General features: G+C 56.4%; 23 protein-coding genes. 19 read left to right on the top strand and 4 right to left on the bottom strand.

Going from position 1 to position 21,471, the window contains the following annotated elements:
* Positions 1-63: 63 nt before the first annotated feature.
* Positions 64-975, bottom strand: a complete 912-nt coding sequence (locus UF64_RS16025; RefSeq protein ID WP_044829638.1) for a LysR family transcriptional regulator — start codon at positions 973-975, stop codon at positions 64-66.
* 260 nt (positions 976-1,235) lie between these two features.
* On the opposite strand from UF64_RS16025, the gene UF64_RS16020 reads away from it, so the two are divergent.
* Entirely contained in the window at positions 1,236-2,459 is a 1,224-nt protein-coding gene (locus tag UF64_RS16020) for a urate hydroxylase PuuD (protein ID WP_235285109.1), read from the top strand.
* Between the two features lie 107 nt (positions 2,460-2,566).
* Here the strand turns inward: UF64_RS16020 and UF64_RS16015 are convergent, their stop codons facing one another.
* Complete coding sequence (locus UF64_RS16015) at positions 2,567-3,550, bottom strand: MBL fold metallo-hydrolase (RefSeq protein WP_044829910.1); 984 nt, start codon at positions 3,548-3,550, stop codon at positions 2,567-2,569.
* Positions 3,551-3,650: 100 nt separating this feature from the next.
* Here UF64_RS16015 and UF64_RS16010 point away from each other — a divergent pair, with 100 nt between their 5' ends.
* From UF64_RS16010 to UF64_RS15925, 18 genes are all read left to right on the top strand, one after another.
* On the top strand, positions 3,651-4,604 hold the full coding sequence (locus UF64_RS16010; RefSeq protein ID WP_044829637.1) for a LysR family transcriptional regulator: 954 nt from the start codon (positions 3,651-3,653) through the stop codon (positions 4,602-4,604).
* A 361-nt stretch (positions 4,605-4,965) separates the two neighbouring features.
* A complete protein-coding gene (gene urtA / locus UF64_RS16005) occupies positions 4,966-6,240 on the top strand; it encodes an urea ABC transporter substrate-binding protein (RefSeq protein WP_044829636.1) in 1,275 nt (424 codons plus the stop codon).
* 142 nt (positions 6,241-6,382) lie between these two features.
* Positions 6,383-8,086: an urea ABC transporter permease subunit UrtB gene (urtB, locus tag UF64_RS16000; protein WP_082049874.1), complete on the top strand. Its 1,704-nt coding sequence runs from the start codon at positions 6,383-6,385 to the stop codon at positions 8,084-8,086.
* A 3-nt stretch (positions 8,087-8,089) separates the two neighbouring features.
* Positions 8,090-9,265: an urea ABC transporter permease subunit UrtC gene (gene urtC, locus UF64_RS15995; RefSeq protein WP_044829635.1), complete on the top strand. Its 1,176-nt coding sequence runs from the start codon at positions 8,090-8,092 to the stop codon at positions 9,263-9,265.
* The gene (urtD, locus tag UF64_RS15990) at positions 9,262-10,059 is read left to right on the top strand and encodes an urea ABC transporter ATP-binding protein UrtD (RefSeq protein WP_235285108.1); all 798 of its coding nucleotides are present in this window, start codon (positions 9,262-9,264) and stop codon (positions 10,057-10,059) included. The genes urtC and urtD overlap by 4 nt, the downstream gene beginning before the upstream one ends.
* Positions 10,060-10,071: 12 nt before the next feature.
* The gene (urtE, locus tag UF64_RS15985) at positions 10,072-10,767 is read left to right on the top strand and encodes an urea ABC transporter ATP-binding subunit UrtE (RefSeq protein ID WP_044829634.1); all 696 of its coding nucleotides are present in this window, start codon (positions 10,072-10,074) and stop codon (positions 10,765-10,767) included.
* A 242-nt stretch (positions 10,768-11,009) separates the two neighbouring features.
* A complete protein-coding gene (locus UF64_RS15980) occupies positions 11,010-11,891 on the top strand; it encodes an urease accessory protein UreD (RefSeq protein ID WP_235285107.1) in 882 nt (293 codons plus the stop codon).
* A 26-nt stretch (positions 11,892-11,917) separates the two neighbouring features.
* A complete protein-coding gene (locus UF64_RS15975) occupies positions 11,918-12,220 on the top strand; it encodes an urease subunit gamma (RefSeq protein WP_044829632.1) in 303 nt (100 codons plus the stop codon).
* Positions 12,221-12,237: 17 nt separating this feature from the next.
* Positions 12,238-12,543 (top strand): urease subunit beta, encoded by a 306-nt coding sequence (locus UF64_RS15970; protein WP_008888419.1) that lies wholly within the window; start codon positions 12,238-12,240, stop codon positions 12,541-12,543.
* 17 nt (positions 12,544-12,560) lie between these two features.
* Positions 12,561-14,273 carry an urease subunit alpha gene (ureC, locus tag UF64_RS15965; protein ID WP_044829631.1) on the top strand — a complete coding sequence of 571 codons (1,713 nt, stop codon included), beginning with the start codon at positions 12,561-12,563 and terminating at the stop codon, positions 14,271-14,273.
* An 18-nt stretch (positions 14,274-14,291) separates the two neighbouring features.
* Positions 14,292-14,849, top strand: a complete 558-nt coding sequence (locus tag UF64_RS15960) for an urease accessory protein UreE (protein WP_044829630.1) — start codon at positions 14,292-14,294, stop codon at positions 14,847-14,849.
* Positions 14,836-15,546: an urease accessory protein UreF gene (locus UF64_RS15955; RefSeq protein ID WP_044829629.1), complete on the top strand. Its 711-nt coding sequence runs from the start codon at positions 14,836-14,838 to the stop codon at positions 15,544-15,546. The genes UF64_RS15960 and UF64_RS15955 overlap by 14 nt, the downstream gene beginning before the upstream one ends.
* Positions 15,543-16,163, top strand: a complete 621-nt coding sequence (gene ureG / locus UF64_RS15950; RefSeq protein WP_044829628.1) for an urease accessory protein UreG — start codon at positions 15,543-15,545, stop codon at positions 16,161-16,163. The genes UF64_RS15955 and ureG overlap by 4 nt, the downstream gene beginning before the upstream one ends.
* A 198-nt stretch (positions 16,164-16,361) precedes the next feature.
* Entirely contained in the window at positions 16,362-16,808 is a 447-nt protein-coding gene (locus UF64_RS15945) for an SRPBCC family protein (RefSeq protein WP_044829627.1), read from the top strand.
* Complete coding sequence (locus tag UF64_RS15940; RefSeq protein ID WP_044829626.1) at positions 16,795-17,154, top strand: helix-turn-helix transcriptional regulator; 360 nt, start codon at positions 16,795-16,797, stop codon at positions 17,152-17,154. Before UF64_RS15945 ends, UF64_RS15940 begins: the two co-directional genes overlap by 14 nt.
* 196 nt (positions 17,155-17,350) lie before the next feature.
* Positions 17,351-17,899, top strand: coding sequence for a biotin transporter BioY (locus UF64_RS15935; RefSeq protein ID WP_044829625.1), 549 nt, complete (start codon positions 17,351-17,353; stop codon positions 17,897-17,899).
* A 78-nt stretch (positions 17,900-17,977) separates the two neighbouring features.
* On the top strand, positions 17,978-18,652 hold the full coding sequence (locus tag UF64_RS15930; RefSeq protein ID WP_044829624.1) for an energy-coupling factor ABC transporter ATP-binding protein: 675 nt from the start codon (positions 17,978-17,980) through the stop codon (positions 18,650-18,652).
* Positions 18,649-19,245, top strand: coding sequence for an energy-coupling factor transporter transmembrane protein EcfT (locus UF64_RS15925; protein ID WP_044829623.1), 597 nt, complete (start codon positions 18,649-18,651; stop codon positions 19,243-19,245). Before UF64_RS15930 ends, UF64_RS15925 begins: the two co-directional genes overlap by 4 nt.
* A 107-nt stretch (positions 19,246-19,352) precedes the next feature.
* Here UF64_RS15925 and fghA read toward each other — a convergent pair whose 3' ends face one another.
* Positions 19,353-20,210, bottom strand: a complete 858-nt coding sequence (fghA, locus tag UF64_RS15920; RefSeq protein WP_044829622.1) for an S-formylglutathione hydrolase — start codon at positions 20,208-20,210, stop codon at positions 19,353-19,355.
* A gap of 76 nt (positions 20,211-20,286) precedes the next feature.
* Positions 20,287-21,411, bottom strand: coding sequence for an S-(hydroxymethyl)glutathione dehydrogenase/class III alcohol dehydrogenase (locus UF64_RS15915; RefSeq protein ID WP_044829621.1), 1,125 nt, complete (start codon positions 21,409-21,411; stop codon positions 20,287-20,289).
* Positions 21,412-21,471: the final 60 nt, after the last annotated feature.

The following is a 21,471-nucleotide window of genomic DNA, read 5'->3' as shown; positions in this document are numbered from 1 at the left end:
CCCAATCGAATACAAAAACGCCCCGAACGGATGTCGGGGCGTTTTTCGTTTAGCGTTGTTTATTCAGCGTTCCCAAGGCGGTGTGCCGCCAAATTCGGCGACCAGAAAATCAACAAAGGCGCGCACGCGGGTCGGCAGATAGCGGTTTTCCGGATAGAGCGTATAAACCGCATGGGATGGCGGCTGGCAATCGGGCAGGACGCGTTTGAGGCGCCCGTCGCGCAGATATTCGTCGACTTCCCAGTTCGATTTCAATGAAATACCATGGCCGTCAAGGCACCAGCGGGTCAGGACTTCGCTGTTATCTGAATCCATCGAACCGGCGACCGCCAGGGTCACCGGGGCGTCATCGCTCGGGCCTTGCAGCGTCCATTGATATTGCTGTGATCCCGGGAAGCGCAGTAGCAGGCAATTGTGATTAAGAAGGTCTGCAGGCACCTTGGGTGTGCCGTTCTTTTCAAGATAATCCGGGCTTGCGACCAGCATGCGTTTGTTGGCCGCGAGCTTGCGCACAATCAGCGAGCTTTCCTTAAGTTCGGCAATGCGGATCGCCAGATCGACCTTGTCTTGCAGCAGGTCGAGCAGCCGGTCAGACAGATGCAGGCGGATTTGCACATCCGGGTTCTGTTCGACGAATTTCGGAATGATCGGGGCGACGTATTTGTTGCCAAACGCCACCGGACAGGTCAGCGTGACCGGGCCGCGGGTGGTGTTTTTCTGATTGGCGATGGCGTTTTCGGCTTCCTGCATTTCCGATAGAATGCGCAGGCAGTGCCGGTAATAAACATCGCCTTCGGTCGTCAGATTGACCCGGCGCGTGGTCCGATTGAGCAAGCGCACACCTAGCCGTTCTTCAAGGCGGGCAATCCGGTTTGACACCACGGCCGCCGAATGGCGCAATTCACGCCCGGCAGCAGAAAGGTTGCCAAGTTCGGCAACACGGACAAAAATCTGGATGTCCTCAAAGTCGGACATGGCGCGGGAAGCTCCTGACGTCTGGGTTTTTTAAATCATTATATGTTCAATTTGGCGGCCACACTCTGCCATTTTAAAGATTATTTTGAAAGTAATTTCGATTATGCTCGGCCCCTAAATAATAGAGGCGGTCGGGGGACTGTGTTAGGACAGAAAACAGATCGACTGGACGCAACCCGGGCAAAATAGCGCCATCAGAGCCGCATCAAGGGCCCCGGGGCATCATCAAGGCAGGGCTGCCAGCGCGCCGGAAACCGCGCATGGGCGAGACGGAGGTTTCAAGCACCGTGGATATTCTGTTTCAGGACTGGATCAATCTGATCCTGCGCTGGGCGCATTTGATTACAGGCATCGCCTGGATCGGGTCTTCATTCTATTTCGTGTGGCTGGACCTTAGTCTGCGCAAGCGCCCGGGCATGGATGAAGGCGTTTATGGCGAAGCCTGGATGGTGCATGGCGGCGGCTTTTATCATGTGAACAAATGGATGGTCGCGCCCAGTTCCATGCCGCCCGAGCTGCACTGGTTCAAATACGAAGCCTATTTCACCTGGATTACCGGTTTTGCGCTTTTGGTCACCATGTATTACTGGAGTGCCGAAAGCTATCTGATCGATCCGAGTGTTCTGGCGCTGACCAAGATGGATGCGATCCTGATTGGTCTTGGCAGCCTGTTCGCCGGCTGGGTGATCTATGACATCATCTGCAAAAGCCCGATTGGCAAAAGTACCGGCAAGCTTGCAGTCGCACTATTTGTCCTGATCATGGCCGCGGCCTATCTGTTTACCCATGTTTTTAGCGGGCGCGGGGCGTTTATCCATGTCGGTGCGATGATCGGCACGATCATGGCGGCCAACGTGTTTCGCATCATTATTCCCAATCAGAAAAAGGTCGTCGCCAGCCTGATGGCCGGTGAAAAGCCCGATCCGGCATTGGGGCTGCAGGCCAAGCAACGGTCGACCCATAACAACTATCTGACCCTGCCGGTCTTGCTGATGATGATCAGCAACCACTATTCGATGCTGTTCTCGCACGATCAGTCCTGGCTGATTGTCGGGCTGATCCTGATCATTGGCGGGTTGGTGCGCCACTTCTTTAACACCCGCAACGCTGGTGGCACCGGCAAGGCGATTGCATGGCAACTTCCGGCTGCAGCTGTCGGCATGGCGGTGCTGGCGATGTTTGCCAGTTACGATCCCAATGCGGTGAAGCTGGCTGATGAAGACATCATTACCGCCGACCATGCACAGGCGATTGTCCAGACGCGTTGCACGACGTGTCATTCCGCCAATCCGACGGATGAAGGGTTCGACGAGGCCCCGGCCGGTGTGATATTTGATGATCTGGCCCAGATCGAAGCCAATGCGCAGCGCATGCTGGCCCAGGCGGTTATCGGGCGCGCCATGCCGCTGGGGAACCTGACGGAAATGACCGACGAAGAACGCGCGCAGCTTGGTCAGTGGATCCGGGCGGGCATGCCGGAATAAGAAAGTTTCGTAGGCAAAAATTTGAAGGGCGGCCGCGTGATGCGACCGCCCTTTTGCGTTGACGGGGTGTCTTGTAACCGGTGGGGATGGGGGGTATTTTCCCGGTCTTAGACGTCAGCGCGATAGTTCATTGGCACCCAGTCATACATGGTTGCGTCTTCGCGCACATGACCAAGCCCCGGGAAGGCGACGTGGCAGCCCGCAACAAGGTATTTTTCCTTAACGGCCTCGGCAAAGGCGGCTTCACGCGACTTGACCGCCAGTTCCGTATCGCCATCAAAGGCAATCGCGACATTCGGATCGTCAAACTGGACGACATCGCCATGGGTGATGTCACCCCAGTAAACAAACTTTTCGCCGTTACTTTCGATCCAAAGCGCACTGTGGCCGGGCGTATGGCCGGGGCGGAATGTGGTGTTGACCATGCCTTCGATGGCCGCTTCGTTTGGGGCGTAAATTTTCAGGCTGTTGCTGTCTTCGTATGGTTTGATGGAAGCAACGGCCTGATCAAAGAAGCCCTTGGTGTCTTCGGGGGCATTTGCCTTGTTCTCGGCACTAAGCCAGAAGGCCTTGTCCGCTTCGGGGACATGGACTGTGGCGTTGGGGAAGACCTTTTTGCCTGCGAGTGTTAAGCCGCCGGTGTGATCGGGATGAATATGGGTGATCACGACGTCATCAATCTGATCAGGATGATATCCAGATGCAACGATGTTGGCCGGAAGTTTGCCCAGTGCTGGGCCCATCAGGTCGCTGGTGCCCGCATCAAGCAGGACAAGGCGATCGACAAAATTCAGCAGATAGGCATTCACGGACAGATAGGTCGGGGTGCCCTGAAACGCGTTAGCCAGTGCAAGGCGTGCTTCCGCGGGCGTGGTGTTGACATAAAGATCGGCGATCGGGAATTGGGCCGCACCATCGGACAGGGCGGTGACTTCGACGTCACCGACCATGATGCGGTAGTAACCCGGTGCTTGTGTTCCGACTAGGGGTGCCTTTGCCTTGGCGGCGAGTGGCACAAAGACAGTGCTGCCGATTGCACCCACGGCGCCAGCGGCAAGCGTGCTTTTAAGAAGATCACGGCGAGATAGCATTTTCTTTTCCTTCACATCATTCCGGTGGGGAACCGGTTGGTTGAAAACTGATGGAGAAAAGTTATAGTGCGGCCAGTCAGTAATCAAATCGATGTCAGTCATGGATAATATTGATCATTTCAATTTACGGTCTTTTGACCTCAACCTGATGATTGCGTTTGACGTCATGATGCAGGAAATGAGCGTGACCAAGGCGGCCGAGAAACTGCGTATCGGGCAGTCGGCAATGAGCCACAATCTCAATACCTTGCGCATGTTGCTGGCCGATGACCTGTTTGTGCGTGTCGGTCAAAAGATGCAGCCGACAGCAAAAGCCCGTGCGCTGGCCGGGCCGGTGCGCACCGCCCTTTCGCAGGCACAGAACGCCCTTCATGCGACGGATTCTTTTGATCCGCAAACCGCCCAACGTGTTTTCCGCTTGGGCGTGACCGGTGAAATGGACATGATTTTGCTGCCGGTTCTGATGCAGCATTTGCAGCGACAGGCGCCAAGCATCAAGGTCTTGAGCCGTACCATCACATCGGAAACGGTGGATGCGATGATCAATGCTGGCGAAATCGATCTCGCAATTGGCTGCAAAAGCCAGTTGCGGTCCGGGCATTTCGGAGAAATCCTGTTTAATTCGGAGGTCGCGTGTTGTTTTAACCCGGACATTCTGGATTTGCCGCTGCCGATTTCGCGCGAACACTATCTGGCATCGCGCCACGCCGTGCTGTCTCAGACAGAAAATGTCGCCGGGTGTGTTGGTGTTGCGCTGCAGGGGTTGGGGATTGATCTTGATGTCGTGTTGGCTGCGCCTGATTTCATGCCGTTGCTGGCAACGGCGCGCAACAGTGCGGTAATTGCCACAGTGCCGTGCCGTATTGCCAATCAATATGCGCCGCTGTTCGGTTTGTCCTATTGCCCGATGCCGATTTATGTGGCGTTTCCGCCGGTGACGATGAACTGGGCTGTTTGGACCGACAAGGATGTCGGCCTGATCTGGTTGCGTGACCAAATCCGTTTGGCCATTGATTCGATCGCGCCGGACCGCGAATTGCGCGCTGCCGAGTAATCATCCCAACGCATGCAAAAAGTAAAACGCCCCGCCGGTCTCCCGGCGGGGCGGGAAGCGGGCCGGCACAGGGCGGATTGTGGTGCAATAAGCTCAGCGCAGGCGAAACTTCCGCTCCTGAAATAGGGGCTGAAACCGGCGGCGTCAATCTGATCAAAAAATAATCAAATTGTAATCAATGATCGAAAAATAATCAGAGATAGAATAGGGCGCGCAAATATTTTCCCCAAACAAGTTGTAAAATAGTTGCTTATTGCGTGGGAATCCCTCGATTCGCGATTTTATTCGATTTGGCCTCTGAGTCTGGCACGGTTTTAGCAAGTGTAGCCGCGGTGCAATAAAAACTCAGTGGAGGCTATAAATGAACAAGAAGCTTCAAGCGCTTATCGGCGCTGGGGCCATGGCAGTGTCTGCAATGGCAATGTCAGCCGCACAGGCAGCAGAGACCATCAAGGTCGGTGTGCTGCACTCTCTTTCCGGGACGATGGCAATTTCCGAAACCACGCTGAAGGACACCGTCCTGATGCTGGTCGATGATCTGAACAAGAACGGTGGTCTGCTTGGCAAGCAAGTCGAAGCAGTTGTCGTTGACCCGGCTTCTGACTGGCCGCTTTTTGCTGAAAAAGCCCGTGAGCTGATCGAACAGGAACAGGTTGATGTTGTGTTCGGTTGCTGGACGTCGGTTTCGCGTAAATCGGTTCTGCCGGTCTTCGAAGAACTCAACAGCATGCTGTTCTATCCGGTTCAGTACGAAGGTGAGGAAAGCTCGCGCAACGTGTTCTATACCGGTGCCGCTCCGAACCAGCAGGCCATTCCGGCTGTTGATTACCTGATGAGCGAAGATGGCGGTTCTGCCGAGCGTATCGTTCTTCTGGGTACCGACTATGTCTATCCGCGTACCACCAACAAGATCCTGCGTTCTTACCTGAACGGCAATGGTATCTCCGATGAAGACATCATGGAGAACTACACCCCGTTCGGTCATTCCGACTGGCAGTCGATCGTTGCTGACGTGAAAGCATTCGCATCTGCTGGCAAGAAAACCGCAGTGGTTTCAACCATTAACGGTGACGCGAACGTTCCGTTCTACAAGGAACTGGCAAACCAGGGCATCAAAGCCGAAGACATTCCGGTTGTTGCCTTCTCGGTTGGTGAAGAAGAACTGGCCGGTATCGATACCGCGCCGCTGGTTGGTCACCTTGCTGCCTGGAACTACTTCCAGTCGGTTGAGTCTGATGCCAACTCTGCCTTCATCGAAAAATGGCACGCCTTCATCGGTGATGAGTCGCGCGTAACCAACGACCCGATGGAAGCAACCTATATCGGCTTTAACATGTGGAAACAGGCTGTCGAGCAGGCTGGCACCACCGATGTTGATGCCGTTCGTCAGGCAATGTATGGCCAGGAAGTTGCCAACCTGACCGGTGGCACCGCTGTCATGAACACCAACCACCACCTGTCCAAGCCGGTTCTGATCGGCGAAGTTCAGGATGATGGTCAGTTCGACATCGTTTGGGAAACCGAAGGCACCGTCGTTGGCGATGCATGGTCGGACTTCCTGCCGGAAAGCGCAAAGCTGACCGCCGACTGGACCTATCCGTGGGTCTGCGGCAACTGTGAAAAACCGATGTACTAATTGGTTTCGGATGGGCCGGTCGTTTGTATGCGACCGGCCTGTTCACTTTGGTGCTTAGGCACTATGGGGCTGTCTTTCTGTGCGGCTCGGCCTGACCATTCTTTATTTCATTTTCCCATTTGCATTCAAAGGTTTGGTGATCATGCGCAATGACATGTTTTCGATGCTGCGCCGTTCTCCGTTCTGCATTCAACAGGCCCGCAAAGTTGTCCTTGGTTTCGGGCTGCTTTTCGCCTGTCTTTTGATTTTTGCGACTGCCCTGCCCAAGGGGGCAATGGCCTATAGCGACGAAGAACTTCGCATCGTTGCCGAAGGTCTGAATGCAAAAAGTGCGACCCAGAAAATTAAAGTGATCGAGGAAATGGCCGCAGACGGGGACCCCCGTGTTGCGCCGATCCTGCGCGCGATGCTTGAGGGTGATCTTTATGTCCGCGAAAGCGATGAGCACATCGTGATCACCCGCAAACAGGGCAAGGTCTATACCCATATCGACATCGTCAGCGGCGAAGAGGTTGGTGAAAGCGGATCGAAGGAAATCTCCAAGATCAAGGTCAATAACCGTCTGCGCGGTGTGCTGCGCGATGCCTTGGCGACGCTGAACCTGTTTAGTTCGGATTTGACGACGCGGACCAATGCGGTCGAACAGATCATGGATGCCCGTGATCCGGCGATGTTGCCGTTGCTTCTGCGTGCGATTGACCGCGAAGAAAACGAAACGCTTCTCGCACGGATGGAACTGGCGCGTGCAACCATGGCGCTGGCAGCCGGTGAAACCACCGAAGAACGTCTAGCTGCGATCGAAGTTCTTTCAAGCGAAACCACCCCGCAAATCCGTGCCGTGCTGTCGCAATTTGTCGCCAGTGCCGAGGCCGAGGGGTATGAGCCCGAAGTGGTTGCCGCCGCCGAAGATGCACTGGAATCTGTCGAGGGTCGCCTATCGACCTGGCAGACAGTCGGCGATGTCTATCGCGGCATCAGTCTGGGTTCGGTCCTGCTTCTGGCCGCTGTTGGTCTTGCCATCACCTTTGGCGTAATGGGGGTCATCAACATGGCCCATGGCGAAATGATCATGATCGGCGCCTATACCACCTTTATGGTGCAGCAGGCGCTGGGATCTTTCCTGCCATCCGGTTCGGCCTGGTCGCTGGTGATTTCAGTCCCGGCTGCCTTTCTGGTCGCAGGTGCGGTCGGGGTTGTGATCGAACGGTGTGTGATCCGCTTCCTTTATGGTCGTCCGCTGGAAACGTTGCTGGCGACATGGGGCGTCAGCCTTGTTTTGCAGCAGGCGATCCGCACGATCTTTGGCGCGACCAATCAGCAGGTGACTGCGCCCGACTTCATGAGTGGCGCGATCGAATTTTCGACCGGTCTGGTCCTGACCTATAACCGGCTGTGGATCATTCTGTTTAGCATCATCGTTGTTGCCGGCATCGCGGCCGTGCTGCGCTATACCGCGTTTGGTTTGCAGATGCGCGCGGTGACGCAGAACCGTCGCATGGCCGGATCGGTTGGTATTCGTACCGGCTATGTTGATGCACTGACCTTTGGTCTGGGGTCGGGGATTGCCGGCATCGCCGGTGTGGCGCTTAGCCAGATTTCAAACGTCAGCCCGAACCTTGGTCAGACCTATATCATCGACAGTTTCATGGTCGTTGTGTTCGGCGGGGTCGGGAACCTTTGGGGCACGGTTCTGGGCGCATTCAGCCTTGGCATCGTCAACAAGTTCCTCGAGCCGATGGCAGGTGCCGTTCTGGCCAAGATCTTCGTCCTGATTGCGCTGATCCTGTTTATCCAGAAACGACCGAAGGGGCTGTTTGCCCTTAAAGGTCGCGCGGTGGAGGCCTGATCCATGACCGATTATCGTCAAAAATACCAAACGACACCGGTTATTGGCTGGCTGTTGAAGGACCGTGGCGGGATGATCCTTTTGGGTATTCTGATTGCGGCCGCCATTCTGGTGCCACTGAGCAACCTGTTGTTGCCGGAAAGCTCGGCCTTTCATGTGCCGACCTGGATGGTCAGTCTGCTGGGCAAGTATCTGTGCTACGCACTTCTCGCACTCAGTGTCGATCTGATCTGGGGCTTCTGCGGGATTTTGTCGCTGGGCCACGGGGCGTTCTTTGCACTCGGTGGTTATGCCATGGGCATGTATCTGATGCGTCAGATCGGTGATCGCGGTGTTTATGGTGACCCGATCCTGCCGGACTTCATGGTCTTCCTGAATTGGCAGGAACTGCCATGGTACTGGTATGGCTTTGACATGTTCTGGTTTGCCATTGTCATGGCGATGTTCGTGCCGGGTCTTCTGGCCTTTGTGTTTGGCTTCCTTGCCTTCCGCTCGCGTGTGACCGGCGTTTACCTGTCGATCATTACGCAGGCCATGACCTATGCGTTGCTGCTGGCGTTCTTCCGCAACGATATGGGCTTTGGCGGCAATAACGGCCTGACCGATTTCAAGGATCTGCTGGGCTATTCATTGCAATCGGATGGCACACGTGCCGGGTTGTTTGTCGCATCCTGTGTGTTCCTGGGGATTTGCTATGTGCTCGCACGGGGTATCACCCAGTCGCGTCTGGGCAAGGTTCTGATTGCCATTCGCGATGCCGAAAGCCGGGTGCGGTTCACCGGTTACAGGGTTGAATATTACAAGCTGTTCGTCTTTACCGTTTCAGCCGTGATGGCCGGTATTGCCGGCGCGCTTTATGTGCCGCAGGTCGGTATCATCAACCCGGGCGAATTTGCCCCGGCCCTTTCGATTGAAATCGTTATCTGGGTCGCGGTTGGTGGGCGTGGCACGCTGTATGGTGCGGTGCTTGGTGCATTTATCGTCAACTATGCCAAGACCTTCTTTACCGGGGCGATGCCGGATTTCTGGCTGTTCTTCCTGGGCGGGTTGTTCATTGCCGTTACCCTGTTCCTGCCAAAAGGTGTGATCGGGGCGGTTCCGGCATTCGGTTCGGCAGACCGGCAATCGATTATCACGGCTTGGCGCAAACGCCGCGCGAATGAAGGAGGCAAGGCATGAGCGAAGCAGCAGTTCAAATGAATGCCTCGGACGAGGAACAGGTCAAATCCGCCAAGTCGGAAACCATCCTTTATGTCGACGGGGTGTCGGTGACCTTTGACGGGTTCCGGGCGCTTAATAACCTGTCCTTCTATGTTGAGCCGGGCGAACTTCGCGCCATTATCGGCCCGAACGGGGCGGGCAAGACAACGATGATGGATATCATCACCGGCAAGACCCGGCCTGATACCGGCGACGTGCTTTTTAAAAGCGAGATCGACCTGACCAAGATGGATGAGGCCGAGATTGCCAATCTGGGCATCGGGCGCAAGTTTCAGAAGCCGACCGTGTTTGAAAGCCATACGGTTTTTGACAACCTTCTTCTGGCCGCATCGGGCGGGCGCGGCGTGTTTCAGGCGCTGTTTCATCGCCTTTCTGAGGCAGAAAAGATCAAGATCGAAAAGACGCTGGTGACTATCATGCTTGAAGACAAGCGTGATGAGATGGCGGCCAATCTTTCGCACGGCCAAAAGCAGTGGTTGGAAATCGGCATGCTGTTGATGCAGGAACCCGAACTTCTTCTGGTCGATGAGCCGGTCGCCGGGATGACCGATTCCGAGACCGAGGAAACGGCGAAGCTTTTGCGGTCCATTGCCAAGGAATACTCGGTCGTCGTGGTCGAGCATGACATGGAGTTTGTCCGTGACCTTGATTGCAAGGTGACCGTACTTCACGAAGGATCGGTTCTGGCCGAAGGTCGCCTTGATCACGTGCAGAAAGACCCGCGGGTCATTGAAGTCTATCTGGGCCGTTAAGGGGATGTAGACATGCTTGATGTCAGCAATATTGATCTGTTTTACGGCGCGTCTCATGCGCTTCGCAAGGTGTCGCTCAATGCCGAAACCGGCAAGGTGACAGCGGTTCTGGGGCGCAACGGGGTTGGCAAAACATCCCTGATGCGGGCCGTGGTTGGTCAGCATCCGATTGCGGATGGCAATATCAAATGGGAAGGCAAGGATATCTCGCGCGATCCGTCCTGGCGACGTTCGGCCAATGGCATCGCGATTGTCCCGCAGGGGCGCGAGATCTTTCCGCTTCTGACCGTGAAGGAAAACCTTGAGACAGGGTTTGCCGCACTCCCGCGTGCCATGCGCCATATCCCTGACGAGATTTTCGAGCTATTCCCGGTGCTGCGTGACATGCTTGGCCGTCGTGGTGGTGACCTTTCGGGTGGGCAGCAGCAGCAGTTGGCCATCGGGCGTGCGCTTGTCACCCGCCCGCGTTTGCTGGTGCTCGATGAGCCGACCGAGGGTATTCAGCCATCGATCATCAAGGACATTCAGCGCGTCATCAAACAGCTGGCCGATCGCGGTGATATGGCGATCCTACTGGTCGAGCAGTATTTTGAATTCGCCCACGAACTGGCCGACGAGATTGTCGTTCTTGAGCGTGGCGAGGTTGTTTTGTCAGGCGCCAAAGAGACGTTGGACCGTGAAAAAGTCCGCGCCTATCTGACTGTTTGATCGGCATTTGCCAAAAATTTGCGCAAACAGCGTGCCGCCAATCCGGCCAAACACCGTCAAATCCCCTGTATCGGCAGGGTGTTGGCGGTTGGCCCGCATCTTGCTGTGAAGCCCCTTGGTATTCGGGTCAGCCATGTAAATGCGCTTGACCCTAAGGTCCCGTAAGTGGTCCGCTTTAATCAGGTGTCTTTGTGCAGCTTCGCAAACTTGAACCGACAACATCCGCAGATCCGAATGCGGAGATGGAAACGCCAGCAACGCCTGCCCGCATCATCACCGATGGCCGGGCCGAGGTGACGTTCCGTCAGGGCACAGGTGCGGCCCATCAGGGCGGGCATGCGGCACTTGATCATCTTTATTACCGTGACCCGATGAAAATCCTGTTCCCGCGGCCGGTGGCGGGGGATTTGACGACAGCCGTTCTGGTTACGACATCGGGCGGCATGGTCGGTGGTGACAAGTTGGCCTTTGCCGGTAAGGTCGAAGTAGGCGCATCCGCGCTGTTTACCGCCCAGGCGGCGGAAAAGATTTACCGGTCGGTGGGACCCGATTGTGAAATGTCGGTCGAGCTTGATGTCGCCGATGGCGGATGGCTTGAATGGTTGCCTCATGAAAGCATCCTGTTTGATCAGGCCCGGCTCAAACGCAAAACAACCGTGCGCGCATCGGGAAGCGGCATGATCATGGCCGGCGAGATGATGGTGTTTGGCCGCCTTGCCCGCGGTGAGGTGTTTGCCACGGGGCTTGCGCGCGATGCATGGGATGTCTCGATTGACGGGCGTCCGATCTGGCGCGATGCGCTGCATCTTGAAGGCGATGTGTTGCGCATGCTTGATCACGAAGCGGCCTTTGACGGTGCGCGTGCCAATGCGACCGCCATTCTGGTCGGGCATGGCGCGGAAGATCAGCTTGAAGCGGCGCGCGACTGTTTGGCGCCGGCGACCGAAGGGCTTGAGCCGCGTGATGTGTTGTGTGCCGCGACCGCGATGAAGGGGATTGTGATTGCGCGTTTCATGGCGCGCGATCCGATGAAATTGCGCCGGGTTTACGGTGCGTGGTGGAAAACATTCCGCCATCAAACAAGGGGGCTTCCCGCACGCTTGCCGCGTTTGTGGGAGATTTAATCGATGAAGCCAAGGAGTAGGCAGGCATGAATCTGACGCCACGCGAAAAGGACAAACTGCTGGTTTCGGTTGCCGCCATGGTGGCGCGCAATCGCCTTGCACGGGGGGTGAAGCTTAATTACCCCGAAGCGATCGCGATCATCACCGACTATGTCGTTGAAGGGGCGCGTGATGGCAAATCTGTTGCCGATCTGATGCGCGACGGGGCAACCGTGATCACGCGCGATCAGGTGATGGATGGCATTGCCGAAATGATCCACGAAATTCAGGTCGAAGCGACCTTCCCGGACGGGACGAAGCTTGTGACCGTTCATGAACCGATCCGTTAAGGAAAGAGGAGCGCGTTATGATTCCAGGTGAAATCATTACCAAGGAAGGCAGCCTCATCCTGAACGAGGGGCGTGAAACCAAAACCATCACCGTTGCCAATACCGGGGACCGTCCGGTGCAGGTGGGGTCGCACTATCATTTCTATGAAACCAATCCGGGCCTTGATTTTGACCGCGAAGCCGCACGTGGCTTCCGCCTTGATATCCCGGCCGGTACCGCTGTTCGTTTCGAGCCGGGCCAGTCGCGCGAAGTCAATCTGGTGAAATATGCCGGTACCGGCACGGTCTATGGCTTTAACGCCAAAATCAACGGCAAGCTTTAAGCGGGGGGATGGAATAAATGGCTTATGAAATTGATCGTCCGTCCTATGCGGCCATGTTTGGCCCGACCGTGGGTGACAAGGTCCGTCTGGCCGACACCGACCTGATCATCGAGGTCGAAAAAGACTTCACCACCCTTGGCGAGGAAGTCAAATTCGGCGGCGGCAAGGTGATCCGTGATGGCATGGGTCAGTCACAGGCAACGCGCGCCGATGGTGCGGTTGATACCGTAATCACCAATGCCCTGATCCTTGATTACACCGGCATCATCAAGGCCGATATCGGCATTCGTGATGGCCGCATTGCCGGGATCGGCAAGGCCGGCAACCCGGATGTTCAGCCCGGTGTCGACATCATCATTGGTCCGGGAACCGAAATCATTGCCGGTGAAGGCAATATCATTACCGCTGGCGGTATTGATGCCCACATTCACTGGATTTGCCCGCAGCAGGTTGAAGACGCGCTTTATTCCGGTGTGACCAGCATGCTGGGTGGCGGTACCGGCCCGGCCGCGGGCACGAACGCAACCACCTGTACGCCGGGCCCCTGGCATATTGCCCGGATGCTGCAGGCAGCGGACGGCATTCCGATGAATATCGGTTTCTTTGGCAAGGGCAATGCGACCCTTCCGGGATCGCTCATCGAGCAGGTCAAGGCGGGTGCCTGTGGCCTGAAGCTTCATGAAGACTGGGGTACGACCCCGGCTGCGATTGATACCTGCCTGTCGGTGGCTGACGACCTTGATGTACAGGTCATGATCCATACCGATACATTGAATGAAAGCGGCTTTGTCGAGCACACCCGTGCATCGTTCAAGGGCCGCACCATTCATACCTTCCACACCGAAGGTGCCGGTGGTGGGCATGCGCCCGATATCATCAAGCTGTGCGGCGAAGCCAACGTCTTGCCGAGCTCGACCAATCCGACCCGCCCATTTACGGTCAATACGATTGACGAGCATCTCGACATGCTGATGGTGTGCCATCACCTTGATCCGAAGATCCCCGAAGACGTCGCCTTTGCCGAAAGCCGTATCCGCCGTGAAACCATCGCGGCCGAGGATATCCTGCATGATCTGGGCGCGTTTTCGATCATCTCGTCTGACAGTCAGGCCATGGGCCGCGTTGGTGAGGTCATCACGCGCACCTGGCAGACAGCCGACAAGATGAAAAAGCAGCGCGGTGCACTGCCTGAGGATGCCGGGGCTGGCAACGATAACTTCCGCGCCAAACGCTATGTCGCGAAATACACCATAAACCCGGCGATTGCGCAGGGTATTGGTGCGCATGTCGGCTCCATCGAAGTCGGCAAGATCGCCGACCTTGTTGTCTGGAAGCCGATGTTCTTTGGCACAAAGCCCGACATGGTGATTAAGGCTGGCATGATTGCCGCTGCTGCCATGGGCGATCCGAACGCGTCGATCCCGACACCGCAGCCGGTCCATTACCGCCCGATGTTTGGCGCCTATGGCAATGCGCTTGCGAAATCGAGCTTCTCGTTCGTATCCCAAGCGGGCATTGATGCCGGAATTGCCGCCGAGTTCGGTCTGTCGAAGGAACTTCTGGCCGTGTCGAACACGCGTAATATCGGCAAGAAGGACATGAAGCTGAACGATGCGTTGCCTGTGATGGAAGTGGATCCGGAAACCTATCAGGTGACTTCAGATGGCGAACTTCTGACCTGTCAGCCGGTCGATGTTGTGCCGATGGCGCAGCGTTACTTCCTGTTCTGATCGGTGGTAGCGAACTTCATGCGTCACGCCATTGAACATATCCCGGTTGATCGTGCCGATACATCCGAAGTGCGCGGCACGGTAACCCTGGCCTTTGCTGATCGGCATCGCCGCCGCATTCGCCTGCATGATGATGCGGGGGAACCATTCCTGCTGGATCTGCCGCATGCGGTGCGTCTGGCGGACGGGGATCGGTTGCGCTTGGTCGATGGCGGGGTGATTGTTGTGCGTGCGGCAGACGAACCTGTTCTGACCATCACGGCGGCTGGACCAATTGCCACCGCCAAACTGGCCTGGCATATCGGCAACCGTCACACTCCGGTTCAGGTCCTGAATGACGGGCGTCTGCGCATCATTGATGACCATGTCATGCGCGACATGATCACCGGCCTTGGTGGTGTGGTGGAAAACGAAATCGCACCGTTTGATCCGCTAAATGGTGCCTATCACGGGCTTGGTGGTGCGCATGGGCACAGCCATGGCCATGATCATTTCGACCATGATGATCAGGGCGACAAGCACTCTCACGATCATTCCCACGATCATCATCACGGGCATTCCCATGACCACGGATGATCTGACCCTTAATCCTGCTGGCCTGATGCGGTTGATGACGTGGCTGAGCCCGTCATTCCCGGTCGGTGCCTATACCTATTCGCATGGCGTTGAATATGCCGTCGAGGACGGGCGGGTGACATCGGCCGATAGCCTGATCAACTGGGTTGAAGGGGTTCTGGAATTCGGGGCCGGGCGGATTGATGCCGTGCTGTTTTGTGCCGCATGGCGAGCGGCGCGCACGGGCGATGAAGCGACCCTGTTTGACATCGGCATCGAGGCCGATTGTTGGCGCGGCACGTCCGAAATGGCGCTGGAGGCAACCGCACAGGGACGTGCCTTTGTCTCGACCGTGCAAAAGGTCTGGGGCGATGGAATGATCACCCGTTGGGCCGGTGCCATGCGCGAAGATGATCGTTTGCCATCCTATCCGGTGGCGGTGGGCATTGCCGCGGCCCAGTCCGATGTGCCGCTCCGTGATGCGCTGACAGCCTATTTACATGCGATGGCGGCAAACCTTGTGTCCAGTGCGGTGCGTCTGGTGCCGCTGGGTCAGACCGATGGTGTGCGATCGCTGACATCCCTTGATGGGGCGGTCACGATTGCGGTCGATCATGCCATGCAGACTGAGCTTGCCGATCTTGGTGCTGCGGCACCGATGGTCGACTGGACATCGATGAAACACGAAACCCAATATACGAGGCTATTTAGATCATGAGCTCTCCCCTTCGTATCGGAATTGGTGGCCCGGTCGGGTCCGGTAAAACCGCCCTTCTGGAGCGCCTGTGCAAGGCGATGCGCGATGATTTCAACATCGCTGCGATCACCAATGACATCTATACCCGCGAAGACGCCGAATTCATGACCCGTTCGGGGGCGCTGGCGGCAGACCGCATTGCCGGTGTTGAAACCGGTGGCTGCCCGCATACGGCCATTCGCGAAGATGCCTCGATCAATCTGGCGGCGGTCGAAGACATGGCCGCCAAGCATGCCGGGCTTGAGGCGATCTTTATCGAATCAGGCGGCGATAACCTGTCAGCCACCTTCTCGCCGGAGCTGGCCGACATCACGATTTACGTTATCGACGTTTCGGCAGGGGACAAAATCCCGCGTAAAGGTGGACCGGGCATTACCCGTTCGGACCTGCTTGTGATCAACAAGACCGATCTGGCGCCGCTTGTCGGGGCTGATCTGGGTGTGATGGATCGCGATGCCAAGAAAATGCGTGGCGATCGTCCGTTCCTGTTTACCAATCTCAAGGCGATGGACGGCCTTGAAGACGTGAAAAACTTTATCATCGAGACAGGGGGGCTCCGCCAATCCGCAGCATCCTGATATGGGGATATAAGGATAGCTGCACGGGCTTTGCCAGTTACATCAACGCGGCATTGACCCAAGGATGACGGGAGCACGCATCGCCCGGCCAGAAATGGCCGGGCGTTTGTGTTTCCGGGCTGAAAATCAAATACGCAACTTTTTAGTTGCATAATGAAATCTCTTCTGGCAAGTTAAGTGCAACCAGGAGGTTGCGTTATGTCAAATACCATTGAGAAGTCGATTGAAATCAAGGCATCCCGGTCACGCGTGTGGCGGGCCCTGACAGACCATCGGGAGTTCGGCACGTGGTTCGGGATTGATATCAAGGCGCCATTTGTCGTGGGCGAGGTGTCCAGGGGCATGATGACCATCGAAGGGTTCACTCATGTGCCGTGGAACTCCACGATCAAGGGGATGGAGGAACCGGCCTATTTTGCCTATACATGGCATCCCTATGCGGTCGATCCCGATATCGATTACAGTGGCGAACCCGAAACCCTTGTCGAATTCTGGCTGGAAGAAACAGCCGGCATGACATCGGTAAAGGTGCGCGAAACCGGATTTGATAAACTGCCACCCCATCGCATTGCTGATGCGCTGCGGGCCAATACACATGGCTGGGGTTTCCAGTTGGAAAATATCAAGAAACATGCAGAAAGCTGAAAAAAACACAGATAATGGCAAACAGGACCGGGATTTTTCCGTCCTTTTTGCCGCATTGGGCGATCCGACACGGTTGGCGATCTTTGATCGGCTGGCCGATGGCAGGCCGCGCTCGATCTCGGCCCTGTCTGATGATGCGGACATGACCCGTCAGGCGGTGACAAAGCATCTGCGTGTGTTGGAGGCGGCCGGCCTTGTGCAAAACCATCGGGTCGGGCGCGAAAGCCAATATGCCTTTTGTCCCGATCAACTGGCCGATGCGCGTGCCTATCTTGATCAGGTGGCGGGACGTTGGGAATCTGCCCTGATGCGGCTTAAAACCTTTGTCGAAGATGATGAAGCCTAAGGTTTTGAAATCCATCGCATATTAGCAGTGTGCGGGTCTCAAGGCGTCCAATCATGCGTCATTTTGCTTGGCGACGATGATATTTGCGGTTATCCCATAGCGCGTTGAGCTGGTCGGGCGGACCGGTTAACGAAGGCAGTCCTGCTCAAGGGGTTGATTGCAGTTCTGTCTTATAACGGGAATGGGAAACCGTTACATGAAGACCAAAGATATCGTCTATGTCGCCCTGTTCGCGGCCCTGACCGCCGTTCTTGGGCTGTTTCCGCCAATTACCCTTCCGGTGACCGGTGTTCCGGTGACGGCACAATCGCTTGGTCCGATGCTGGCCGGGGCCATTCTGGGTGCCCGTCGTGGCGGACTTTCGATTGTTCTTTTCCTTGTTCTGGTTGCTGTTGGCTTGCCGCTCTTGTCCGGTGGTCGCGGTGGCTTTGGCGTGATGATCGGGGTGACCGGCGGGTTTATGTTCGGCTGGGCCATTTCGGCCTTTGTCATCGGACTTCTGATCGAGAAGTTCTGGAACCGCCTCAATGTTCTCAATGCAGGCCTCTCCATCGCCTTTGGTGGGATTGTCGTGCTCTATGCTATTGGCAATGCCTGGGTCGCGGTCGTGGCCGAGATCAGCTATTGGCAGGCAACCGTGGGGGCGGCACCGTTCCTGATCGGGGATGCCATCAAGGTCGTGATTGCAACCGCCGCATGCCTTGCGGTGCGGCGCGCCTACCCCTTGATTTCCAAGGCGGGCTAACGTCTTATGGGCGCAAGTGATGTGCTTGCGCCCGTTTTGAACCTGTTCCAATTTCCCTGATAACACCGGACGCCCCTGATGATCCGACTTGAAAATGTCTCTGTGCAGTTTGAGCAGCGGCGTGCGCTTGCTGATATTGACCTGACGCTAACGGAAAAGCGGATCGGGATTGTTGGCGCGAACGGGTCGGGCAAAAGCACCTTTGTCCGGTTGCTGAATGGTTTGCAAACAGCAAGTACGGGGCGGGTCTTGGTCGATGATCTGGACGCAGCAAAGGATGGCCGCAAATTGCGTCGTCATGTCGGTTTTGTCTTTCAAAACCCCGATAACCAGATCGTCTATCCGGTGGTCGAGGAAGACATTGCCTTTGGCCTAAAGCCGCTCAAGCTTTCCAAAGATGAGGTCAATCGTCGCATTGATGACGTGCTGGCCCGTTATGACCTTCAGGATTTCAAAACCCATCCAAGCCATCTGCTCAGTGGCGGGCAAAAGCAGCTTCTTGCCATCTCTGGCGTGCTGGTGATGGAACCGCGCTATATCGTGTTTGATGAGCCGACCACGCTTTTGGACCTGCGCAATCGCAACCGGGTGCAGCGCGCCATTGCCGAGCTCGATCAGACGGTGATTACGGTGTCGCATGATCTTGATCTGATTGCCGATTATGACCGGGTTCTGGCGTTTGAGGCAGGCCGTGTGGTGCTTGATGGTCCGCCATCCGAAGTTGTTCCGAAATATCGGGAGATGATGGCGTGATCGCAGGCCTTTATATCGATGGGCAATCCGCCCTGCACCGATCGGCTGCCGGGGCGAAGATCCTTGCCATGATTGCCCTTGGCACGGGCGTGTTCCTGATCCCCGATTGGCCGGTGGTGGCGGTTGTTCTGGCAACCGTCCTGCTGTTTTATCCCGTCTCGGGCTTTGGTCCGCGCATTTTGTGGGCGCAGATCAAACCGGTCCTGTGGTTGCTGGTGATCTTTTTTGCCGTTCAGCTTTGGTTGGCTGACTGGCAGGCCGGATTGCTGGTGGTGAGCCGGATCGCAGCGATTGTGCTGTTTGCGTCGCTTGTGACCCTGACCACCAAAACATCAGATCTGCTGGCGTCGCTTGAACGCGCCATGCAGCCCCTGCGCCCGATTGGTGTTAATCCGGAAAAGGTCAGTCTGGCGATTTCGATGGTGCTGCGCTTCATCCCGGTGATCGCCCAGGTCGCTGGCGAAATCCGCGATGCCCAACGCGCCCGTGGCCTTGATCGATCCATCGTTGCGATGGTGGTGCCGCTGATCATTCGCACGCTTAAAATGGCCGATGACGTTGCCGATGCGATTGATGCGCGCAGTTTCGACTAGGCCTTAGCGCCGCATTTGCATCGAGCCACCCCCAAAAGAAAAGCCCCGACACGCCTGAGGGGGGGATGGGTGCGGCGTGCCGGGGAAGTCGAAGATCGTTGGTGCAATCAGCTCAGTCCAAGATGCTTGGCGTGGAAGCGGATATGATCTTCGATAAAGGTCGAGATGAAATAGTAGCTGTGGTCATAGCCATCCTGAATGCGGATGGTGACCGAATAGCCTGATGTCTTCGCAGCTGCTTCGAGCACTTCGGGTTTAAGCTGCTCGGCCAAGAAGCCATCGGCACCGCCCTGGTCAACAAGGGCCGGGGTCTGCACATCGGGCGCACTTGCCGCCTTCATCAGTTCCGAGCTGTCCCAGTCTTTCCAGGCCGATTTGTCATCACCAAGATAATTGCCAAGTGCCTTTTGACCCCACGGGCAATTGATCGGGTTGGAAATCGGTGCAAAGGCGGTGACGGACTTGAACGTGCCCGGATTGCGCAGCGCAATCATCAGTGCCCCGTGACCGCCCATGGAATGACCGGAAATCACCGCATCATCATTGACCGGGAAGTGATCCTTGATGAGGGCCGGCAGTTCCTTGGTCACGTAATCATACATGCGATAATTGCGCGCCCATGGCTCCTGCGTGGCGTTGACGTAAAAGCCTGCACCCTTGCCAAAGTCATACGCCTCGTTCTCGTCATCGGGGACATGATCGCCGCGCGGGCTGGTGTCCGGGGCGACGATGGCGATGCCCAGTTCGGCCGCAATGCGGAATGCACCGGCCTTCTGCATGAAGTTTTCATCCGTGCAGGTCAGGCCCGACAGCCAGTACATGACCGGGACCTTGGTGCCGTTGCTGGCCTGCGGCGGCAGAAAGATCGCAAAGCGCATGTCGCAGCCAAGGGTGGTTGACGGGTGGGTATATTGCTTTTGCCAGCCGCCAAATACCTTGTTGCTTGAAGAATTCTCGATACCCATTTCGGGGCCTCCTTCTGATCGGCCACTGCCGAAAAATTCCGGCAGTGGCGCAATTATTCAAACGTTTATATTTCGATCAGTAATGGATAACCGAACGGATGCTTTCACCTTCATGCATCAGGTCGAAAGCTTCGTTGATCTCTTCGAGCTTCATGGTGTGGGTGATGAAGTCCGACAGCTTGAATTCGCCATTGAGGTAGCGTTCAACATATTCCGGCAGCTGCGAGCGGCCTTTGACACCACCAAATGCCGTGCCGCGCCAGACGCGACCGGTGACCAACTGGAACGGACGGGTGGAGATTTCCTGACCGGCGCCGGCAACACCGATGATGACCGACTCACCCCAGCCCTTGTGGCAGCACTCAAGTGCGGAACGCATGACATTGACATTGCCGATGCACTCGAACGACCAGTCAACACCACCGTCGGTCAGCTCGACAATGACTTCCTGGATCGGCTTGTCATAGTCTTTCGGGTTGATGCAATCGGTCGCGCCCAGTTTCTTGGCGAGATCGAATTTCTTTTCGTTCAGGTCGATGGCAACGATGCGACCGGCACCGGCCATCTGTGCGCCGATGATGGCCGACAGACCGATACCGCCAAGGCCAAAGACGGCCACGGAGTCACCTTTCTGCACCTTGGCCGCGTTGACCGTGGCCCCCATGCCGGTGGTGACCCCGCAACCAAGCAGGCAAACTTCTTCAAGCGGTGCGGATTTGTTGATTTTCGCAAGCGAGATTTCCGGAAGCACGGTGTATTCCGAGAAGGTCGAGCAGCCCATATAGTGATAGATCGGCTTGCCATTCTGCGAGAAGCGCGTGGTGCCGTCCGGCATCAGGCCCTTGCCCTGGGTTTCGCGGATTTTCTGGCAGAGGTTGGTTTTACCCGATTTGCAGAATTTGCACTCGCCGCATTCCGGGGTGTAAAGCGGGATCACGTGATCGCCAACCGAAACGCTGGTCACACCTTCACCGATGGACTCAACAATGCCGCCGCCTTCATGGCCAAGGATCGCCGGGAAGATGCCCTCGGGATCGTCGCCCGACAGGGTGAAGGCATCGGTGTGGCAAACGCCGGTCGCAACGATCTTGACGCGCACTTCGCCTGCTTTCGGCGGGGCGACCTGAACTTCTTCGATCGACAGCGGTTTGCCTGCTTCCCAGGCGATGGCGGCTTTACAGGTAATGGGCTCAAGGCTCATGACGCTACTCCAATGTTTGGATGTGTAATGCCAACAGTCTATTTATTTCCCTTGATGTGA

This window comes from Thalassospira sp. HJ, assembly GCF_000948415.1.
Taxonomy (GTDB): Bacteria; Pseudomonadota; Alphaproteobacteria; order Rhodospirillales; family Thalassospiraceae; genus Thalassospira.
The sequence above is the reverse complement of the archived record's forward strand: the minus strand, read 5'-3'. Positions and strand labels throughout refer to the sequence as shown.